Source organism: Cryobacterium flavum, assembly GCF_900103805.1.
Lineage (GTDB): Bacteria > Actinomycetota > Actinomycetes > Actinomycetales > Microbacteriaceae > Cryobacterium > Cryobacterium flavum.
Map to the genome: position 1 here is coordinate 292,033 of NZ_FNIB01000005.1, position 19,203 is coordinate 311,235.

Annotated in this window: 20 protein-coding genes and 3 tRNA genes; 6 read left to right on the top strand and 17 right to left on the bottom strand. The window is 65.9% G+C overall.

Annotated features, from left to right (window positions below):
- Positions 1 to 18: 18 nt before the first annotated feature.
- Positions 19 to 543: a DUF4395 domain-containing protein gene (locus BLS91_RS09440; RefSeq protein ID WP_276326799.1), complete on the top strand. Its 525-nt coding sequence runs from the start codon at positions 19 to 21 to the stop codon at positions 541 to 543.
- Here BLS91_RS09440 and BLS91_RS09445 read toward each other — a convergent pair.
- The 3 genes from BLS91_RS09445 to BLS91_RS09455 form a co-directional block, all read right to left on the bottom strand.
- Positions 497 to 1,447, bottom strand: a complete 951-nt coding sequence (locus tag BLS91_RS09445; RefSeq protein ID WP_158252787.1) for an alpha/beta hydrolase — start codon at positions 1,445 to 1,447, stop codon at positions 497 to 499. The two genes, BLS91_RS09440 and BLS91_RS09445, sit on opposite strands and share 47 nt — an antisense overlap.
- A 154-nt stretch (positions 1,448 to 1,601) precedes the next feature.
- Positions 1,602 to 1,675 (bottom strand) — tRNA-Met (locus BLS91_RS09450).
- A 31-nt stretch (positions 1,676 to 1,706) separates the two neighbouring features.
- Positions 1,707 to 1,778 (bottom strand) — tRNA-Thr (locus BLS91_RS09455).
- Positions 1,779 to 1,906: 128 nt separating this feature from the next.
- Here BLS91_RS09455 and BLS91_RS09460 point away from each other — a divergent pair.
- Together BLS91_RS09460 and BLS91_RS09465 are read left to right on the top strand one after the other, a co-directional pair.
- On the top strand, positions 1,907 to 3,607 hold the full coding sequence (locus tag BLS91_RS09460) for a glycoside hydrolase family 13 protein (protein ID WP_092340459.1): 1,701 nt from the start codon (positions 1,907 to 1,909) through the stop codon (positions 3,605 to 3,607).
- Positions 3,604 to 4,386, top strand: coding sequence for a GTP pyrophosphokinase (locus BLS91_RS09465; RefSeq protein WP_167552430.1), 783 nt, complete (start codon positions 3,604 to 3,606; stop codon positions 4,384 to 4,386). Before BLS91_RS09460 ends, BLS91_RS09465 begins: the two co-directional genes overlap by 4 nt.
- 179 nt (positions 4,387 to 4,565) lie before the next feature.
- On the opposite strand, the gene BLS91_RS20960 is transcribed toward BLS91_RS09465, so the two are convergent.
- The 7 genes from BLS91_RS20960 to BLS91_RS09500 all read right to left on the bottom strand — a co-directional run bounded on the left by BLS91_RS20960 (position 4,566) and on the right by BLS91_RS09500 (position 9,532).
- Complete coding sequence (locus BLS91_RS20960; RefSeq protein WP_159433847.1) at positions 4,566 to 5,756, bottom strand: M23 family metallopeptidase; 1,191 nt, start codon at positions 5,754 to 5,756, stop codon at positions 4,566 to 4,568.
- 182 nt (positions 5,757 to 5,938) lie between these two features.
- Positions 5,939 to 6,775, bottom strand: coding sequence for an inositol monophosphatase family protein (locus BLS91_RS09475; protein WP_092340461.1), 837 nt, complete (start codon positions 6,773 to 6,775; stop codon positions 5,939 to 5,941).
- 83 nt (positions 6,776 to 6,858) lie between these two features.
- A tRNA-Tyr gene (locus BLS91_RS09480) sits at positions 6,859 to 6,943 on the bottom strand.
- Positions 6,944 to 7,057: 114 nt separating this feature from the next.
- Positions 7,058 to 7,984, bottom strand: a complete 927-nt coding sequence (locus tag BLS91_RS21310) for an FtsX-like permease family protein (RefSeq protein WP_338061563.1) — start codon at positions 7,982 to 7,984, stop codon at positions 7,058 to 7,060.
- A 6-nt stretch (positions 7,985 to 7,990) separates the two neighbouring features.
- Complete coding sequence (locus BLS91_RS09490; protein ID WP_092340462.1) at positions 7,991 to 8,326, bottom strand: ABC transporter ATP-binding protein; 336 nt, start codon at positions 8,324 to 8,326, stop codon at positions 7,991 to 7,993.
- Positions 8,319 to 9,002: an efflux RND transporter periplasmic adaptor subunit gene (locus tag BLS91_RS09495; RefSeq protein ID WP_092340463.1), complete on the bottom strand. Its 684-nt coding sequence runs from the start codon at positions 9,000 to 9,002 to the stop codon at positions 8,319 to 8,321. The genes BLS91_RS09490 and BLS91_RS09495 overlap by 8 nt, the downstream gene beginning before the upstream one ends.
- Positions 8,999 to 9,532 carry a hypothetical protein gene (locus tag BLS91_RS09500; RefSeq protein WP_134505326.1) on the bottom strand — a complete coding sequence of 178 codons (534 nt, stop codon included), beginning with the start codon at positions 9,530 to 9,532 and terminating at the stop codon, positions 8,999 to 9,001. Before BLS91_RS09500 ends, BLS91_RS09495 begins: the two co-directional genes overlap by 4 nt.
- Before the next feature lie 208 nt (positions 9,533 to 9,740).
- Between BLS91_RS09500 and BLS91_RS09505 the strand changes: the two genes are divergently transcribed.
- Positions 9,741 to 10,229 (top strand): YajQ family cyclic di-GMP-binding protein, encoded by a 489-nt coding sequence (locus BLS91_RS09505; protein ID WP_092340465.1) that lies wholly within the window; start codon positions 9,741 to 9,743, stop codon positions 10,227 to 10,229.
- Positions 10,230 to 10,435: 206 nt separating this feature from the next.
- Here BLS91_RS09505 and BLS91_RS09510 read toward each other — a convergent pair whose 3' ends face one another.
- From BLS91_RS09510 to ubiE, 3 genes are read right to left on the bottom strand one after another with little or no spacing between them, the layout of a single operon-like run.
- Positions 10,436 to 11,818: an FAD-dependent oxidoreductase gene (locus BLS91_RS09510; RefSeq protein WP_092340466.1), complete on the bottom strand. Its 1,383-nt coding sequence runs from the start codon at positions 11,816 to 11,818 to the stop codon at positions 10,436 to 10,438.
- A 47-nt stretch (positions 11,819 to 11,865) separates the two neighbouring features.
- Complete coding sequence (locus tag BLS91_RS09515) at positions 11,866 to 12,936, bottom strand: polyprenyl synthetase family protein (protein WP_233197255.1); 1,071 nt, start codon at positions 12,934 to 12,936, stop codon at positions 11,866 to 11,868.
- A 29-nt stretch (positions 12,937 to 12,965) separates the two neighbouring features.
- Entirely contained in the window at positions 12,966 to 13,676 is a 711-nt protein-coding gene (gene ubiE / locus BLS91_RS09520; RefSeq protein WP_092340468.1) for a bifunctional demethylmenaquinone methyltransferase/2-methoxy-6-polyprenyl-1,4-benzoquinol methylase UbiE, read from the bottom strand.
- A 94-nt stretch (positions 13,677 to 13,770) separates the two neighbouring features.
- Here ubiE and BLS91_RS09525 point away from each other — a divergent pair, with 94 nt between their 5' ends.
- Complete coding sequence (locus BLS91_RS09525) at positions 13,771 to 15,003, top strand: isochorismate synthase (RefSeq protein ID WP_233197254.1); 1,233 nt, start codon at positions 13,771 to 13,773, stop codon at positions 15,001 to 15,003.
- Positions 15,004 to 15,080: 77 nt separating this feature from the next.
- Here BLS91_RS09525 and BLS91_RS09530 read toward each other — a convergent pair whose 3' ends face one another.
- From BLS91_RS09530 to BLS91_RS09545, 4 genes are read right to left on the bottom strand one after another with little or no spacing between them, the layout of a single operon-like run.
- A complete protein-coding gene (locus BLS91_RS09530; RefSeq protein WP_092340469.1) occupies positions 15,081 to 16,598 on the bottom strand; it encodes a 2Fe-2S iron-sulfur cluster-binding protein in 1,518 nt (505 codons plus the stop codon).
- On the bottom strand, positions 16,595 to 17,560 hold the full coding sequence (locus BLS91_RS09535; protein ID WP_139165816.1) for an FAD:protein FMN transferase: 966 nt from the start codon (positions 17,558 to 17,560) through the stop codon (positions 16,595 to 16,597). The genes BLS91_RS09530 and BLS91_RS09535 overlap by 4 nt, the downstream gene beginning before the upstream one ends.
- 1 nt (position 17,561) lies before the next feature.
- Positions 17,562 to 17,945, bottom strand: a complete 384-nt coding sequence (locus tag BLS91_RS09540; RefSeq protein WP_139165817.1) for a hypothetical protein — start codon at positions 17,943 to 17,945, stop codon at positions 17,562 to 17,564.
- Positions 17,932 to 18,378 (bottom strand): hypothetical protein, encoded by a 447-nt coding sequence (locus BLS91_RS09545; protein WP_134505325.1) that lies wholly within the window; start codon positions 18,376 to 18,378, stop codon positions 17,932 to 17,934. The genes BLS91_RS09540 and BLS91_RS09545 overlap by 14 nt, the downstream gene beginning before the upstream one ends.
- A gap of 121 nt (positions 18,379 to 18,499) precedes the next feature.
- Between BLS91_RS09545 and BLS91_RS09550 the strand changes: the two genes are divergently transcribed.
- Positions 18,500 to 19,195: a response regulator transcription factor gene (locus BLS91_RS09550; RefSeq protein WP_092340473.1), complete on the top strand. Its 696-nt coding sequence runs from the start codon at positions 18,500 to 18,502 to the stop codon at positions 19,193 to 19,195.
- The last annotated feature ends 8 nt before the right edge of the window (positions 19,196 to 19,203 follow it).

Here is a 19,203-nt window from a genome sequence, read left to right on the forward strand (position 1 = left end):
AGGACCAAACGCCCCGGGGTGCGGCCGTCGAGCCGCCCGCGCAGCTTCCCCAGGAGGACGTTTCGGGACGCCCTGACCGGCAACTTTGCACCGCTGCGGGCGTTCGCGTTTCTCTTCCTGGTGGACATGATGCTTCGGCTATTCGTCAGCGCACGTTACACACCGAGTCTGCTCCTGGGCGGGCTGGTGGTGCGCCGACAGCACCCGGAATGGGTCGGTGCCGACCAGAAGAAACTCGCCTGGCAGCTCGGGCTAGGCATGGCCTTCACCTCCTGCATGGTGATGGGCTTTTTCGGCGTCAGCGGCACCGTTACGCTCATGCTCTGCGGCATTTGCCTCAGCATCCTATTTCTCGAGACAGCCTTCGGAATCTGTGTCGGCTGCTCCCTCTACCGAATCTTCGCGACGAAGAAGCCAGAACTCTGCCCGGGAGACACCTGCAACTACGTTCCACCCACGCGGGCGGACAAGCTCCGCCAGGCGCTCACCGCCCAACTCAACCTGCCCGACGACTCAACCCCGCCTGCACAGCCCAGTCGATGATCAGGCGCATACCGTCGCTAAAACTCAACTCATACGGACGGTTGAGAAACGCGTGAAAGGTGCCGGGCAGCACGTTGTAATCCAGCGCCACCCCGGCCGCTGACAGCTCCTGGGCGAACTGATCACCGGAGGAACGCATGGAGTCGCGATCGGCGTCGACCATGAGCGTCGGCGGAAAACCCTGGAGCGGATGGCCGCCGGCAAATGCGTGTGGTTGTGCCAGCGCGGTTCTCGTGCCGGCGTAGTGGAGATTCATCAGGTTCAGCAGCATCGGCGCGTGCCCGAAGCGACGCCGACCGCGGAGGCGGCCGCGCAATTGGCGGGACCGTTTCGGCAGCGCCGCGTGAAAGAAGCCGTACGCGAAGAACGCGCCGACGAGAGCATCAGCACCGCCGTCCGCCAGCCGGAGTACTGCAGCAGCCGACAGACAGGCACCGGCGCTGGCACCGCCCAGAATGACTCCGTTGGGTGAATCGCGCTGCACCTCCCGCACCGCGGCCACGACATCGTCGACCGGCACGGGATAGTGGAGGCCCGGGGCCCACACAAGCCCGCTCGCAGACCGACGCCACGTCGAGATCCTCGCGAGCCGGTAGGCAACGGTGACGACGGTGAATCCCGCTGCGGCCAGTGTTCGCGCAACGTCATCCGACTCCGGCTGGTCGAGGCTGCCCTTGAAAAATCCTCCACCGTGAATCCACACGATCGTTGCAGATTCGACTGATGCAGTGCCGACGGGCGGCGAGTACCAGCGCACCGGTATCGAGCCGTGGGGGCCCTCGATTATTTTGTCCACAGAATCGACAGCCAGGTCGAGTGACGTCACGCTCTCGACGCCCGAACGGATGCCGCACCCAGCGACGACAGACGATTCCCCATTCGTGAACCCTAGCGCGGCCAGCATGCGGCATCCGCTCGAGTGCGTCGCTGGCGGCATCCGCTTGGCCGAATCCAGCGTTCAGGTCATTCCCCCGGGTCGGCGGGGGCAATCGGTGGAAGATAACGAAATTCGCCCCGGACTTCCGCAGAAGTCCGGGGCGAATTTAGTGAATACCGTGTAGCGGGAGCGGGAATTGAACCCGCGACACCACGATTATGAGCCGTGTGCTCTAACCAACTGAGCTACCCCGCCGCGACTTGTCGGCTGTTCGCTTCCAAGCCTGAGCCCCCTGTGGGAATCGGACCCACTACCTCTTCCTTACCAAGGAAGTGCTCTACCAATGAGCTAAGGGGGCAGAGCAACCAAAAGACAGTAGCACTGCCGCGTTTTTGGCAACCTAGAAACTTTATCACCCCGACGGCGAGGTCCAGACCACTTCCACCACGCTACAGGCGTCCAGCAGCGATGCCGTAGCATTTTAGGATGACTGGCACCGAACTGACCCATGGCACCGAATGGTGGCGCACAGCCGTTATCTATCAGATCTACCCGCGATCGTTCGCCGACGCGAACGGTGACGGAATGGGTGACCTCGCCGGCATTAGCGCACGACTGCCGCAACTGAAAGACCTCGGCATCGATGCCATCTGGCTTTCTCCTTTCTATACCTCTCCGCAACGCGACGCCGGCTACGACGTCTCTGACTATTGCGACGTCGACCCTCTGTTCGGCACCCTCGACGACTTCGAGGTACTGCAACGCACCGCGCACGATCTCGGCATCCGCGTCATCGTCGACATCGTGCCCAACCACTCATCCAGCGCTCACGGTTGGTTTCAGGCCGCCCTCGCCGCTGGCCCCGGCAGCGACGAACGCGCCCGCTACACCTTCCGTGACGGAAAGGGCGAGAACGGGGAGCTACCCCCGAACAACTGGGAGTCCGTCTTCGGCGGCCTGGCCTGGACCCGAACGACCGATTCAGATGGCACCCCCGGCCAGTGGTACCTGCACTTGTTCGACAGCAGCCAGCCCGACTTCGACTGGGACAGCGAGTGGGTGCGCGAACAGTTCCGCGCCGTGCTGCGCTTCTGGCTCGACCGCGGCGTCGACGGCTTTCGAGTGGATGTTGCGCACGGCATGATCAAGGCTCCCGGCCTCCCCGATTACACGCCTCCCGCCGAGGGCGGCAGCATGGGCGGGGCGCCGGCATCCGCTTTGGAACCCGGCATCACCGCCGAGACGCCGCTGACCGCGCCGTACTGGGCGCAGGATGGCGTGCACGAGATCTATCGTGACTGGCACAAAGTGCTCGCTGCCTACCCGGGCGACCGGGTTCTCGCGGCCGAAGCCTGGGTAGACCCGCTCAGCCAGATGGCCAAGTGGGTTCGGCCAGACGAGATGCACCAGGCCTTCAACTTCGCCTATCTTGAAACCCCGTGGAACGCCGCGCAGCTCAAGAGCGTCATCGACGAGTCACTTGAAGCCTTCGGTAACGTGGGAGCTCCGAGCACCTGGGTGCTCTCCAACCACGACGTCGTGCGCCACGCCTCCCGGCTCGCCCTCACCGGCGAGAACCTGCAGGGGCATGGCATCGGCCCGAAAACGGTGGGCCTGCCCGACACGGCGCTGGGGCTTCGACGCGCGCGGGCGGCATCCGCTTTAATGCTGTCGCTGCCGGGCTCGAGCTACCTGTATCAGGGCGAGGAACTCGGCCTGCCCGAGGCCGTCGACCTGCCCGACCACGCCCGCGAAGACCCCACCTGGTTTCGCACCAACGGCGAGCGTTACGGACGAGACGGATGCCGCGTGCCGATTCCGTGGGAAGCCGCCAGCGAATCGTTCGGCTTCAGCACCGGCGCGAAGAGCTGGCTGCCGCAGCCAGCCGAGTGGGCTGGCCTGGCTCGCGACCAGCAAGATGGCGTCGCCGGATCTACCCTCGAGCTGTACAAGCACGCGCTGACCCTGCGCCGGGAGCACTCCCTCGCCTCCGGAACCGTGGAGTGGATCGACGGCTTCGGGCCGGAGGTCGCGGCGTACCGCAACGGCGACGTGACGGTCGTAGCCAACACCGGCGCGGCATCCGTTCAGCTTCCCGCCGGTGACGTGCTGCTTTCGAGTGAAGAGCTGGTCGGCCGCACCCTGCCGGGCGATGCGACGGCCTGGTTGCGCTCAGTAGAGGCATGACCGACGCCGTCGACCGTTCGAGCGATGCCGGCAGCAACGCGCTGGCGTCGATCGCGGCCATGCGAGAGCTAAAGCTCGAGCTGACCCGGTTCATGATGTCGTATAAGTTCGCGAGCGACGAGATGCTGACAAAGATCAACATTCTGAAGGAGGAGTTCAGCTCGATCCACGACTACAGTCCGATCGAGCATGTCAGTTCAAGGCTGAAGTCGCCGGAGGGCATTCTCAAGAAGGCGATCCGCAAGGGGTACCCGCTCGAGCTCGACGCTATTCGCGACAACATTCAGGACATCGCGGGCATTCGCATCACCTGCAGCTTCATCTCTGACACCTATCGCATCCGCGACCTTCTGGCCGGGCAGCGGGACGTGACGGTGCTGCTGGAGAAGGACTACATTCAGGAGCCGAAGGCCAACGGCTACCAGAGCCTGCACCTCATCGTGGCGATTCCGGTGTTCATGTCAGATCGCGTGCAGCCGGTCACCGTGGAGATTCAGATTCGCACGATTGCCATGGACTTTTGGGCGAGCCTCGAGCACAAGATCTTCTACAAGTACAACGGTACCGTGCCCGATACCCTCGTCGAAGATCTCCGGCAGGCAGCGGATGCCGCCAATCGCCTCGACGTGAAGATGGAGCTGCTGCACGACCAGGTTGTGGCGCTCGAGTCCGTCGATGCCGGCGACGCAGACCTGTTCAGCTTCGACGGCCTGCCGCCGTTTCCGCTGCCGAAGGGCCTGCTCGATTCATTCATGCGCGGCCGCACGCAGCCCGAATAGTCCCTCTACGCCACGGTTCGGCCGGGTGCGGCCTGCCGTGTCGGCACGACTCCTGCAATTCGCGGGCGAACAGAGAAACTCCCGCGTCTTTTCGGGCCTTCAGCTCTCGGGCACAACAAATTGCAAGAGTTATGCTGGCCCGGCGTTCGGGACCGCGGGGCGGAGCTGCCGCGGTTGGGCTAGTTCGTGTTGGCGTAGAGCCAGGCGAGAGGGTCGACCTTGGTGCCGGTGATTCCGCCCTGGCGAATCTCGAAGTGCAGGTGCGGGCCGGTCGACATGCCGGTGCTGCCGGTCTTGCCGATGACCTGACCGACCTTGACCACATCGCCCTCCTTGAAGAGCATCGAGCCGTGAATCATGTGCGCGTACACGCTCGTCACAAGCTCGCCGTTGATCATGTGGTCGATCATCATGTGCACGCCGAGGCTGGCTTCGCCGTCTTCGGCGTAGCTCACCACACCGTCGGCAATGGCCTGGATCGGGGCGCCGAGGCCGGGGTTGAAGTCCTGTCCCCCGTGGTTCACTGAGCAGCCGGCGCAGTTGCGATAGCCGATCTGGTCACCGATGTGCACGCCCACGGCGAAGGGCCACTGGATGGTGCCATTCGGGTTGTTGGTGAAGGTGTCTTCCATGCGGATACCGCTGGCGGCAGCAACTTCGGCGATGGTGCTCGACTCGTAGCCATCGCGCTCGACGGTGACGGTGTCACCACCGGCCATGTCCATGCTCTGCCCCTCATCAGCCGGCAGAACGCGCTGGGCTTCCAAAACGGATGCCTGTACGTCCTGCGACGAGAGCAGCGCCTCAGCCGGAATCGAGGTGGCCACGGCCATCAACGCCACGAAAGACATGGCAAGAATGGATGCGCCCTTGGCCGCACGCTTGCGCATGGTGCCGCCCAGCGGCCGCGCGCGGGGGGTGCGGCGCGGCAGCGCGCCAGCGGGAACGAAGTCGCGCGCGGGAGCAAACGTCTCGCCGGGCTTCTGCTCGATACGCTGGCGGCGGCGCGGCAGGTCGCCGGCGGCGGGAATCACCGTCGGAATCGACTGGGTGACGCCGGGAGCCAGCAGCTTCTCGTAGTCGGTGGGCTCGGCGTCGGCGACCGGCACTGCCGCGACGATGCGGTCCGTTTCGGTCACGACCGCCGGTTCAATGTCGGGTTCACCGAGGTCGGCGGCGACGATCAGGTCGGCGGCGGGGCTGAGCCGAACGACGTCTTCGACACCTTCGTCGACCGGTGCAGCAGTCGATTCCGCGACTCGAGAGAAGGCCACTCGCTCGCGCTCACGCAGTTCGCGACGTGTCAGAGCCGCCGGTTCTGCCGGGGGAAAAACGGTGCCGTCACTCTCGCCGGACACGGAGGTGTCCATGGATGGAGTGTGACGTGACAAAGTGCAGCTTTCGGCGTAGCGGACGGGATCTCGTGCTCGTTCTGGATAACGCCACATGACGCCATGCAAATATAACGAATTGATTAAGGGTAACGCGCAACCCTGAGAATACCAGAGGAAAGTGACCAATCACACCCAAACGGGGGTAAGGGGGCGTAATGTCACTGGGCTTTTGCGCCAAACGGGAAGCGTTCGAAGAGTCCGGCGAGCACGGGTTCGAACTGATCGTAGAGGTCAGGGGCGGCTGCGATGAGCAGGTCGTGACCCTCGGCATCCGCTTGCAGAGCGCCAACTTTGGCCCCCGCCTCGCGGGCGATCAGGGCGCCGGCGGCGTGATCCCACGGGTTGAGTCCGCGTTCAAAATAGAGGTCGAGCCGCCCGCAGGCGACGGAACACAGGTCGAGTGCGGCCGAACCAATACGACGGATGTCCCGCACCTGGCCGATCAGACCGCCCACGACCTTCGCCTGCCAGACCCGCCGGCTGGCGTCGTAGCCGAATCCGGTGCCGGCCAGCGCGAGCGACAGTGGTACGTCATGGTTGACGTGCAGGCGCGCATCGCCCAGCCAGGCGCCGGAGCCGGCGGACGCTGTGAACACTTCGCCGAGCGCGGGGTTGACGACCGCGCCGGCGAGGGCGTTCCAGCTGGCCGGGTCGGGCTCGCCCTGCACGACGGCGATGCTGACGGCGTAGAACGGAACAGCGTAAAGGTAGTTGACGGTGCCGTCGATGGGATCGACGACCCAGGTGAGTCCGCTGGTACCGCCGGTCGCGTCGGATTCCTCACCGTAGAACCCGTCGTTTGGGCGGGCGTCGGCGAGTAGGCCTTGAATGAGCAGCTCGACCTCACGGTCGGCCGCGGTGACAATGTCTTCGGGCGACGACTTCGAGGCGGCGATCTCGACGCCCTCGACGCGGCGACGATGGGCCAGCGCGCCGGCGGTGAGAGCGATGGTGCGCGCGAGGTCGAGCAGCTCGGTCGGGGCAGGATGCGTCATGCCCTCACGCTACAGGCCGCGCCTCAACCAAAACAGGCAGACCCGAAGGCCTGCCTGTTTGCAGTGGTGAACTGCTCTGGTGCTGGTGGCGAGTGCGAGGTTCGAACTCACGAAGGCTACGCCGTCTGATTTACAGTCAGATCCCTTTGGCCGCTTGGGTAACTCGCCAGGCGCTCCCGACCAGGTGTAATCACTTGACCGGAGACGCGGAGTTAACAATACAAGACGAAACGCCTCACCGAGAAATCAGCGAGTGCCGACTTCCGCAGTGAGGCGCATCCGCTACCCCGCCGGCGGTCCACCCACGCCGATCGGCGGGGTGCGCGTCACGGTCGACGTGTCGCCGCCGAGGCCGCTGAGCCCGCTGTCGGTTTGGGTATCGGTGCTGGCAATTGCCGCGTTTAGATCCGCCAGAATCACCTCGTCTCCGGCGTTGACGCCCGACGCGATCTCGGTCAACTCGGAGCCGACGGCACCGACCTTCACCACCGTGCTCGTCGATACGCCGTCCTTCAGCAGGTCGACCGTGTAGGACGAGTCGGCCACGTGCACGGCCGAGGTCGGCACCGCGAGCACCTCGTTAAGGCTCGCCACCTCAACGGTGACTGCGGCCGATGCGCCGTTTAGAAGGTTCGGGTCGGCGCCCTCGAGCGCGATCTGTACCGTGTACGACGGCGTGGATGACGTCGACACGTTGAGAATTCCGAAATCACCTTCCGGCGAGCGGGTCATGGCATAGGCCACGCCGCCGCCCGAGGCGACGAGCAGCGCGGCGACCGTTCCCACGGCCAGCAAGCGTCGGCGCTTTTGCCTGGTCGCCCGCAGGTTCTTGGCCGATGGCCCGGCGGCCGGCGCCAGCACGGCGTCGTCCGGAGCGGATGCGACTTCCTCCCCTCCGGCCTTACTCATTTGCCGCGTCTCCCATGCGGCCACCGGGGCCAGCCATGGCGCTCCGAGCGCCTTGCTTAGGCCGATCTCGCGGGTGCGCTCCGACACCGACACGAGCATGATGTTCATGACCCCGATGCCGCCGACCAGCAGCGACAGCGCGGCAACGCCGGTGAGCAGAATTGTGAGGGTCTCGTAGACGGCCGTGGCGGTGCTGACCAGGGCGTCCTGGCTGCTGATGGTGACGTCGGCGGCCGTGCTGTCGGTGATCGAGTGCAGGTTGAGCCGCGGCACTCCGCCGTAGATCAGCGGCAATTCCACGTTGCGTCAGGCCGGCAGCGACGACAACAGGTTGAAGCCCTGAAAGACGAAGCCGATCTGGCGGTTGCGAATCTCGGCGAGTTCCACCGCGTCGAGGTCGTTCACGTCGGTGCCGCCGAGGCGGTATTCGCCGCGGCTGAGGGTGTCGAGGCAGCCGAGCACGTTCATGATCGTGGACTTTCCCGACCCCGACGGCCCCATGATGGCGACGTATTCACCCTCGTAGATAGCGAGATCGATGCCCTTGAGCGCTTCGAATTCGATGCTGCCGGAACGGTAGGTCTTGCCGGCGTTACGCAACTCGATCGCTGGGGATGCGGCATCCGTTTGTGCGTTATCCATTGTTCGCGCCTCCGGGCATCTGGCCGGCCGGAAAGTCGCCGGTGGGCATCTCTCCGCCTGGAAAACCGCCGGTGCGGTCGGTGCCGGCGTTGCCGCTGCCGGGGGTGAAGGTATCGACAATGACCTCGTCACCCTCGGCGAGCCCCGCCGTGATCTCGGTGAGGTTGCCGACCGTCGCGCCGACGGTGACCGGAGTGGACACCTCAGTGCCATCGGCGTCTTTCACGGTCACAACGGATGCCCCATCCACGCTGGTCACGGCCGCACTCGCCACGGTGAGCACGTCGGTGCGGCGTTCGTACACGATCGCCGCGGTCACGGCGACACCGTCGAAGAGTCCCTCGGGCGTACCGGTGACGGCGACGACCACCGGGTAGGCGGCAACGCCGGTCGTGGTGGACGGCAGCAGGCCGATCTCGGAGACGGTGCCGAAGAAGGCGGTTCCGTCATCGAGGGAGAGTTCGACCTGGTCGTTCGCCGCGATGAGCGCGACATCCGCTTCGCCCACGGTGAGGTCGACCGTCCAGGCGTCGGTGCCGACGATCGTGAACGCGGCGCTGCTGGCGGTGGTCGTGCTGCCGGCTCCGGCGGCTGCTGTTCCGCCGGCTGCGGCGGCTCCGGTCGAACTCCTCCTGCTGCTGCCCGCAGACACCACATCGCCCACGGCGACGTTCACGACGGTGACGAGCCCGGCGACCGAGCGGTGAGGGTGACAGCGCTCTGTGCGGCCAGGGCCTCGTCGACTCCGTTCTGCGCGGTCGTGACGCTCGCCGCGTTGGCCGGGATCTGGGCCAGGCCGGCCGTCGAACCATCGCTCGAATCCTGGCTGTCCGCCAGTTTCGCCGCGGCGCTCGCGAGGGTGGCGCGCGCCTGGAGCAGGTCGGCGTCGACGGTGAGGGTGTCGACGGCAGCGAGCACGTCAGCGGCCGCGACGACCGTGCCGGCGACAACGTTCACTCCGGTGACGTTTCCAGAAGCTGCGAACGACACCTCTCCCTGCACGGTCGGGGTGAGGGTGCCGGTCGCCGAGACGCTCTGTTCCATGGTCTCGAGGCTCGCGGCCACGGTCTGGGTGACCGGGCTCGCCACGGCGCTCGTCGCCTGGGCTGCGATGATCCACCAGGTACCTCCGCCGGCGAGGGTGACCACGAGGACTCCGCTCAGCACCCACCAGCGGACTCGTATGCGTCGGATTCGGCTGCGCATTTTCATCGTTCTCCTCATATATATTCACCGCCGCGGTATCCGTTGCGGCTAAGGCGAACCCAAGGAGCACGCCTATGCCCAAGGCCTCCACTGCCTATCAATCGCCTATGAGCCACGCGAAAGCGCACGCGTTGGCGAGGACGGGTGGCCGTTTGAGCACTCCAATCGGGCACTTTTTGCGCCCTCGCGGGTCGGATACCATGGGGGAATGGCAGATTCAACGTTCGACATCGTCAGCAAGGTCGACCCGATGGAGGTCGACAACGCCCTCAACCAGGCGCATAAGGAAGTCGCGCAGCGCTACGACTTCAAGAACGTGGGGGCCTCAATCGCGATGAGCGGCGAAAAGGTGCTCATGAAGGCGAACACCGAGGAGCGCGTCAAGGCGATCCTCGAGGTGTTCGAGGCCAAGCTGATCAAGCGCGGCATCTCGCTGCGCAGCCTCGATGCCGGCGAGCCGTTCGCCTCCGGCAAGGAGTATCGCATCGAGACGACAATGAAGGCTGGCATCGACCAGGAGAATGCGAAGAAGATCAGCAAGATCATTCGCGATGAGGGGCCCAAGGGCGTCAAGAGCCAGATTCAGGGTGACGAACTGCGCGTCAGCTCCAAGAGCCGCGACGACCTGCAGGCCGTGATGGCCCTGCTCAAGGGCAAGGACCTCGACGTGGCCCTGCAGTTCACGAACTTCCGCTAGCCGGCGCTCCGCGGGCCACCGGGCCCACCTTCGGGAACCGGGACCAAGATAGAACATGGGCCCAGTTTCCGAGCCCGGACCCGGAAAGGTAGACGCGCGGGCCCGGAAGGGTAGACGCGCGGGCCTCCGGGCCCACCTTATGGCCGTGGGCCCAGTTTATAAACTGGGCCCGTGGACGGGGCCTGGGCCCCGTCCGAGGGGGCGGACTACTCGGCTCGGGAGACGGCCACCATCTCGTCGCGGTCGACGACCTTGATGCGGATGCGGCCCACGGCCTCACCGAGGGCGAGCTCGTGCTGGTCCAGGTTGTGCCAGCCGTCGAGGCCCGTGTAGCGAACGCCTCGCGCATCGAGCAGCTCAACGATGCTCTCCTCCGACGGCGACTCGGGCCGCCACCAGTTGCCGAGGTCGTTGATCAGGTGCTTGATGGTTTCCATGGCGTCACTCTTGGTGTGGCCGATCAGTCCCACCGGCCCGCGCTTGATCCACCCGGTCGCGTAGACGCCGTACATCTGCTGGTTGAACAATCCGCCGGTGCCGGCTGACGGGTCGCGGCGCAGCACCTGGCCTTCACGGTTGGGAATGACGCCGCGCTTCTTGTCGAACGGCACGTCGGGCAGTTCGGATCCGAAGTAGCCGACCGCCCGGTAGACGGCCTGAACCGGGATCTCTCGAATTTCACCCGTTCCGACGACGCCGCCGGCGGCATCCGTTGTGGTGCGTTCCCACCGAAAAGCCGCGACCCGGCCGGTGCCGTCATCGACGATCTCCACGGGCTTGGCGAAGAAGTGCAGGTGCAGGCGGCGGCTGGCCGTGCCGGACTCGCGGGCCCGCCAGACGTTCAGCGTCTTGTCGATCACGAAGACCTGCTTGTTGCTCGCAACGGCGGCTTTCGCGGCCTCGTCGTAGTCGAAGTCTTCGTCGTAGACGATCATGTCGACGTCCCGAAGCTCGCCGACTTCCCGCAGTTCCAGGGGCGTGAATTTAACGGATGTCGGCCCGCGGCGCCCAAAAATGTGCACGTCGGTCACCGGTGACGCCTTGAGTCCGTCATAGACGTTCGCAGGAATCTCGGTCGGCAACAGGTCGTCGGCGTGCTTGATGAGCATGCGGGACACGTCGAGCGCCACGTTGCCATTGCCGATCACGGCGATTTCGCGCGCCTCGAGCGGCCAGGTACGCGGCACGTCGGGGTGACCGTCGAACCAGCTGACGAAGTCGGCGGCGCCAAAGGAGCCGTCAAGTGCGGCGCCCGGAATGTTCAGGTCGGCGTCTTGTACAGCGCCGGTCGCGAAGATGACCGCGTTGTAGTGCTTCTTGAGGTCGTCGAGGGTCACGTCCACCCCGAACCGCACGTTGCCGAACACTCGAATATCGCCGCTGTCCAGCACCCCGCGCAGCGCGGTGATGATGCCCTTGATGCGCGGGTGGTCGGGACTGACGCCGTAGCGCACGAGCCCGTACGGCGCCGGCAGGTGATCGAACAGGTCGATCGAGACCTCAAAATTGCGTTCGGCCTTGAGCAGAATATCGGCGGCGTAGATGCCCGCCGGTCCTGCGCCGACGATGGCCAGTCTCAATTTGGTCACGGAAGATTCCTTACTGCTCGAGCATTCGGGGCACGCCCCAACACGCTCTAGCTGGAGCGCTCGACGATGGACTCGGCGAATCGGGTGAGTGCTTTCTTGACCGAACCGTTCGGCAACGGCGTCAGGGCGGCGACCGCGTCGCGGGCCCAGCCGTGTGCTTCGGCGAGGGTCTCAGCGGTGACGGCGTGCTCGCGCAGCGCGGTGATGGCCCTATCGGCGGCCTCCGTCTGCGCCGAACCGTCGACCATGACGTCGCGTTCCAGCCGGTGCAGTAGATCAGCGGATGCCCCATCACTCACGGCGCGCTCCCGCAACCGAAGCAGGGGAAGCGTGACGACGCCAGCCCGGAGGTCCGTTCCCGGCACCTTGCCGGTCTCCTGCGGCTGCGGCGACAGGTCGAGCACGTCGTCGATGAGTTGAAAGGCCACGCCGATCTTCTCGCCGAAGTCCACGACCGGCTGCTCGTACTCGGCCGGGGCGTTGGAGAACACCACACCGCCCTGGGCGGCCGCGGCGATGAGCGAACCGGTCTTACCGGCCAGCACCTGAATGTAGTGCTCGACCGGGTCTTCACCCGGGCGCGGACCGACCGTCTCCTGAAACTGGCCGAGCACGAGGCGCTCAAAGGTGGTCGCCTGCAGTTTGATGGCCCGTTCGCCGAGGCGGGCCATCAGCTGGCTGGCGCGGGCGAACAGCAGGTCGCCGGTGAGGATGGCGACGGAATTGCCCCACACGGTTTGGGCGCTCGGCACACCGCGGCGTTTGTCGGCGTCGTCCATCACGTCATCGTGATAGAGCGAGGCGAGGTGGGTCAGTTCGATGGCCGCCGCCGCCGTGATCACATCGGGCACAACGCCATCGCCCAAGTGCGCGGTGAGCAGCGCGAGCATTGGACGCACCCGTTTGCCCCCCGCGTTCAGCAGGTAGCGACTGGTGACGGTGGCAATTTCGTTGGCGTAGACCAGCTCGTCGATGAGCGCGGCTTCGACCTTTTCGATACCGGCATCAATGTTCGCGGCCAGGCCGCGGTCGGCGGGGGAAGAGAAAATGCGATCGCCGAGGCCCGCCTGGCTGGTCACCGACGCGCTGCGTCGAATCACGGGGGCTCTGGATTTCACGTAAGTTAGCCTATCGAGTTGATCCGGGGTCAGGATGCCGCGGGCTTGGTTCCGCGGTGCAGCGCCACGATGCCGAGTGTGAGGTTGCGGTAGGCGACGGCGGAGTATCCGGCCGAGCGCAGCCATCCGCTGAGCACCGGCTGGGTCGGCCAGGCCGCGATCGACTCGCCGAGGTAGTCGTAGGCTTCGGCGTTCGACGAGGCGAGGCGCACCACCCGCGGCATGACGTGATTGAGATACGCGAAGTAGCTCTGGCGCACGAGTGAAAGCGGCGGAGTGGAGAACTCGCAGATGACAACGCGACCGCCGGGCTTGGTCACCCGGTAGAACTCGGCGAGCGCCTTCTTCGGTTCGACCACGTTGCGCAGGCCAAATGAGATGGTGACGGCGTCGAACTCGTTGTCTTTAAAGGGAAGGGCGGTGGCGTCGGCCTGCACGAACTCGATGTTCGGGTTGTGCGCGTGGCGATTCTGGCCGACCTCAATCATGCCGGCCGAGAAATCGGCGGCGACGACGTGGGCTCCGCTGTGGGCGAGGGCCGCGCTGGAGGTTCCGGTGCCGGCGGCGATGTCGAGAATGCGCTCGCCAGCCTGCGGGCTGACCGCCTTGGTCGTCGCGAGGCGCCAGAGCGACGCGTTGCCGACCGACAGCAGCGCGTTCGTGCGGTCATAGTGGGCGGCGACCTCGTCGAACATGGCAGCCACCTGCGCGGGCCGTTTGTTCAGGTCTGCTCTATTCACCCCATCATTCTAGGATGCGAACGACCAGCGAAACTGCATGGTTGCCGGGGCACGGATTCGCATAGCTGCAGTGGCGCGGGCGTAGGCTACAGAAGTGAATGTGCAGGCCTTGACGGTCGAAACCTCCCCGATAGCCGATATCCGCCAACTGATCCTGCTGCTCGATGGCCGCTCGCCCCTGCTCTGGATGCGTCGCAACCAGGGTCTGGCCGGCATCGGCTGCGCACTGAGGCTTGAATTCTCCGGCCCCACCCGCATGACGGATGCCGCCGCCGCCTGGAAACAGGTCGCCCGGTTGGCCACCGTGACCGACCCGCTCGCGCGCACCGGCACCGGGCTGCTCGCGTTCGGCGCTTTCGCGTTCGATGAGTCGTCTGTGCAAACCAGCGTGCTGATCGTGCCCGAAATCATCGTTGGCCGCGAAGATGGCCAGTGCTGGGTGACGCGCATCTGGGCGACCGGGCAGAGCGCACCGGAGAACCCGCTCGCGCTGCATCCGCTCGGCGACGAGTATCGCATCGCCTTGCTGCCCGGAGCGCTGCCCCCCGACGGTTTTCGCGCAGCGGTCAGCTCGGGCATTGAGCACATTCGGGCCCAGCAGGTCAATAAGGTTGTGCTCGCCCGCGACCTGGTCGGGCGGGTACCAGCCGAATCCGACCTGCGCCGCGCCATCACCAAACTCGCCCTCGGGTACCCGGACTGCTGGACCTACGCCGTTGACGGCCTCATCGGGTCGAGCCCGGAGACCCTCATTCGCGCCGACCACGGTTCGGTCAACGCCCGCGTGCTGGCCGGCACGATCTCCCGCGGAGCGGATGCCGAGGACGACCGTGAGGCGGCACTGGCCCTGGCCACCTCCTCGAAAGACGGCGACGAGCACGAGTTCGCCGTGCAGAGCGTGCTCAAGTCGCTGCGCCCGCACACCTCGGTGCTCGCGACGAGCGAGATTCCGTTCACCGTGAAGCTGCCGAACTTGTGGCACCTCGCGACGGATCTCGAGGGCACCCTGAGCGACGGGTCGACGTCGCTCGACCTGATCGCGGCGTTGCACCCGACCGCTGCGGTCGCCGGAACCCCCACCGACCAGGCACTGAATCTCATTCGCGAGCTCGAACCGTTCGACCGCGGCCGCTACGCCGGGCCGGTTGGCTGGGTTGGCGCCGACGGCGACGGCGAGTGGGCGATCGCCCTGCGCTGCGCCCAGGTTGCTCCCGAAGGCGGCATCACCGCCTACGCCGGCTGCGGAATCGTGCTGGACTCCGATCCGGAACGCGAGCTCGCCGAAACGAAGATGAAGTTTCGCCCCATCGTGGAGGCCTTCGGCTGACTCCAGCCCCACCCCCGCCGCGCGAGGGGTCGCGAATCGACCCAAGCGAGCGATTTGCGCCCCCCGCTTTGGCGAACCTAGATGTTCAAGACCAGCGCGGGCGTCTGCGCGCGCGAGACGCAGGGGTACATCACACCGAGGGCGTCCTTCTCGGTGTCGTCGAGTATCGAGTCCAAATGTTCGGGAATTCCCTCGACCACGCGCACCTCACAGGTGCCGCAGATTCCCTTACGGCAGGAGCCCAGGATGGGCACGCCATGGGCTTCGAGCGAGTCGAGCAGGTTCTCCTCGGCGGTCACGGTAAATTCCACGCGGCTCTTGCGGCAGGTGACCTGAATCGGCGTGGCCGGCCGGGCCGCCCGCTCGAGGGGAATAAACCGTTCGAGGTGCATCCGGTCAGCAGACACTCGCGCCGCCACGGCGTCCATGAGCGATTCCGGCCCGCAGCAGTAGACCTGAGCCGCGGCGGTGAGGGCCGGGCCGCCGAGAACAGAGTCGAGGTCGAGTCCGCCCAGATTCTCGTCACTCGCGTGCACGATCACCTGCTCGGGGTGCGATGCTTCGAGTTCGGCCACGAACGCCATGGTCTGCCGGCTGCGCCCGGCATAGATGAGCCGCCAGGCGCGCCCGGCCGGAAGCGACTCGATCATGGCCTTGATCGGCGTGATGCCGATTCCTCCGGCGATGAAGAGGTAGTCAGCGGCCGGTTCCAGCTCGAAGTGATTCATCGGCCCAGAAACCGACAAGCTCATGCCCGGGACGAGATTTTCGTGGATCCACGCGCTGCCGCCCGCTGACCTGCCAGTGCGCAAAACTGCAATGTCGTAGTGGTGGCGATTTGCGGGGTCGCCGCAGAGCGAATACTGATTCTGCAGGCCGTTCGGCAGGTGCAGGGTGACGTGCGATCCCGGCTGCCAGATGGGCAGAACACCCCAGTCCGGCAGTTCCAAGCGGATGCCGACGACACCGTCTGCGACGGCCGTCGCGCTGGCCACGACCATGGTGCGGAGGGTCGATTGCAGCGGGGCCGCGGAGGGGGCGGCATCCGTTCGCCGGGGTGTGCCGCCGCGCTTGCCGGCGACGATGCGCAGGATTACGGCGATCGCAGCGACCGAGATCAGTGCGATCGAGACAATTTTGTACCAGAGCGTGCCGACGTCGGTTCCGGTGAAACCAGCGTGAAAGGAGATGAGCAGCAGGGCTGCATAGCTGGCGTAGTGCAGGCCCTTCCAGAACTTTCGCGGCAGTCGCTTGAGCATGAGGGAGGACCCCTGCACGGCCACGAGCAGGTAGAAGGCGAGGATACCGAGGGCGACCGGCAGTGGTTTGAACGCCGTCGCGAACGGCACGAACACCTCAGACGGGGTGAACGACAGCCAGGAATCGATCATGAGCGACACCATGTGCAGGCCGACCATGACCAGAGACGAGCCACCCAGATACCCGTGCAGGTCCTGCAGCCAGGCGGGGTTGTCTACTCGCCGCATGACGCGGGTGGACAGCAGGATGCCCCAGAGCACGGAGGCGGTCATGAGTGCCCAGGCGATCATGGCGCTCGCGCGGGAGATATACCACCAGAGGTGTGGATCGTTCATTGGTACCGGTTCCAGTTCTCGGAGGCGGTGGGGGCACCCGTGTGATCGACGACAAGGCCGGCCGCGCCGACCGTGGGAAGCCAGGCCAGGTAGTCGGCGGTGGGCCTGAGAAATCCGGGCTTGGTGAGGGTTTCGGCGCGGGCGCCGGTAGCGGCGATCACCGACACTGTTTGAATGTTCGTGGCCGCACTGTCATGGGTGCGCGGGTCGAGGATATGGTGGTGCTCGCCGGCTGTCGTCGTGAAGCGTCGTTTACGCTGGCTCGATGTCGCCAGCGCGCCGGTGCCGAGGCGAATGATGGCACAGTAACCGGCGGGGTCAAAAGGGTCTTCGACTCCGAGCCGCCAGGCCTGGCCGTCTGCACCCTGTCCGGAGACCGCAATATCCCCTCCAATCTCGGCGAGTGCGCCACAGGCGCCCTCGTTCATCGCCAGCGCGCAGACCAAGTCCGCGGCGAGCCCTTTGCCGATACCGCCGGCATCCAGTGTCGTGCCGCGCGGCATCCGCACTGTCGTTCCATTGATCTGGATACCGGCCAGGTCACCTGGCGAACGGGCCGTCAAAGGCACGTAGGTGACCCTGCTTGGATCAACGGTCGACGCTGAATAGCCGGCCTCAAGCAGGTCGGGCAACAGCGTGGAATCGTAGTCGCCGCCGGTCAGTTCAGCGCCCGATTGCATGGCACGAATGAGACGCACCGTTAGCTGGTCGACCTCGATTTGACGCCCCTCCGACCAATTCAACCGCGTGATATCGCTGTCGGGCACGAATCGACTCCAGAGCTGCTCGACGCAATCGGCGAGCTCGAAGGTCGCATCCAGCAGGGTAGCGGATGCCCCGACCAGCGTGATTCCTGCGCTCCCGCCCATAAGCGGCTGCCGACGTGACAGCGCTCCCGGCCAGGTTCCCGTTCCGGTGAAGACGGCGCGAACGGCGTCGCGGGCGATGGAGTCGGGCGCCACGTCAGCCACCTGACCCGCCAGACGAGGCCGCGACGGGGGCCGGAGCTGGGGCCGGGGCCGGTACCGACGCGGGAGGTGCCGACGCGGGAGCCGGCACGACGGGCGCTGCGGCTGCTGGCGCTGCGGCTGCCTGGATCGGTGCTGCCGGAGCCGCCAGCTCGGGTGCCGGCACGGCCGGTGCGGCGGAAGCGGGGTCGATGGGCGCCACCGCCGGCAGGACCGTAGCCACGTCGGTCGGCGAGGTGCCCGCTGTGCTGAGCGTCGCGTCACTGGCTGCCGCGCTGATCTGAAATCCGGCGACCATGCCTACGAGCGCAAGCGCGCTCGCCGCCCCGGTGATGTTTCGAGCGTGACGGGCCGGCCGACGACGCTTAGTCATCGTCATCGCTGCCCCCATCGCTGTCGTCGTCGTACTCCGAGGAGCCGCCGGCGTCCTCGTCGTCGTCGTCGTCGTAGGTCCCGGTGGCACCCGATCCGCCCGACGTCGCGTCGACGGGTGTACTCGGCGCTGGCACTGCCGCCGGTGACGGGGTCGTTGCTTCCCCGGAGGATTCCGCGGCTGGTTCCGCCCCGGCATTCGAGCCGGCCGGTCCCGGCACCTCTGGCGACGGAATCCCGCTGGGTTCCGCCATCGGACCCGCGGTGGGCGCAGGCAGCGGCGAAGTCGTCGGCGTGGAAACCGGTTCGAGAACGGTGGTCGCCTGGCCGACCAGCCCGACGGGCGCAAGGGTCAGGGTGTCCGAGTTGACGGCCATCGCCGCGCCGGCCGTTCCGAGTACCCCGATGACCGAGAGCACCATGATCATTTTTGATTTCATGGTTTGAGACTACGAAATCGTCGGTAAACGCCGGCCCGGCGAAGATCCAAGGTTTGTCCAAGAAATCCGACCCGGACCGGCCTCAGCGGGCCACGACCTGCGGGGCCGCCAGACTAGGGTAATGCGAGTTCTAGTGATCGAGGATGACGCCGCCGTTGCCGACGGTCTGATCGACGGACTCAACTACGCCAACTTCGAGACCTTGCGCGTCGCTACCGGCGGGGCCGGGCTAGCCGCCCTCGCCACGTTTCGCCCAGACATCGTGTTGCTCGACCTTGGCCTGCCGGATATGGACGGCACCGACGTGTGCCGCGCCATCCGCTCGAAGGAACAGACCCCGATCATCGTCGTGAGCGCCCGCGACGATGAAATGGACCGCGTGATCGCACTCGAAATCGGTGCCGACGACTATGTGGTCAAACCGTTTGGCATGCGCGAGTTGGTCGCTCGTATTCGCGCGGTGTCGAGGCGCACGGCCAGCCCCGAAACGGACGCCCCGCCCGCCACCGAGCGCCGCTTCGGCCCGCTCGTCATCGATACCCGCGCCCAGCGGGTACTCCTCGCCGACGAGCCCGTGCATCTCACGGCGAAGGAATTCGATCTGCTCGTCTACCTGTCCGATGAGCCCGGGGCCGCGCTGCGTCGGGCCGACATCCTGCATGACGTCTGGGACACCAACTGGTACGGAACGACCAAAACGCTCGACGCTCACATTGCAGCCATTCGTAAAAAACTGGGCGATCCCCGGTGGATCCAGTCCGTGCGCGGTGTCGGATTTCGTTTTGAGCAGCCGACCTTCGCCGAGCCGAACCGATGAAGTGGCGG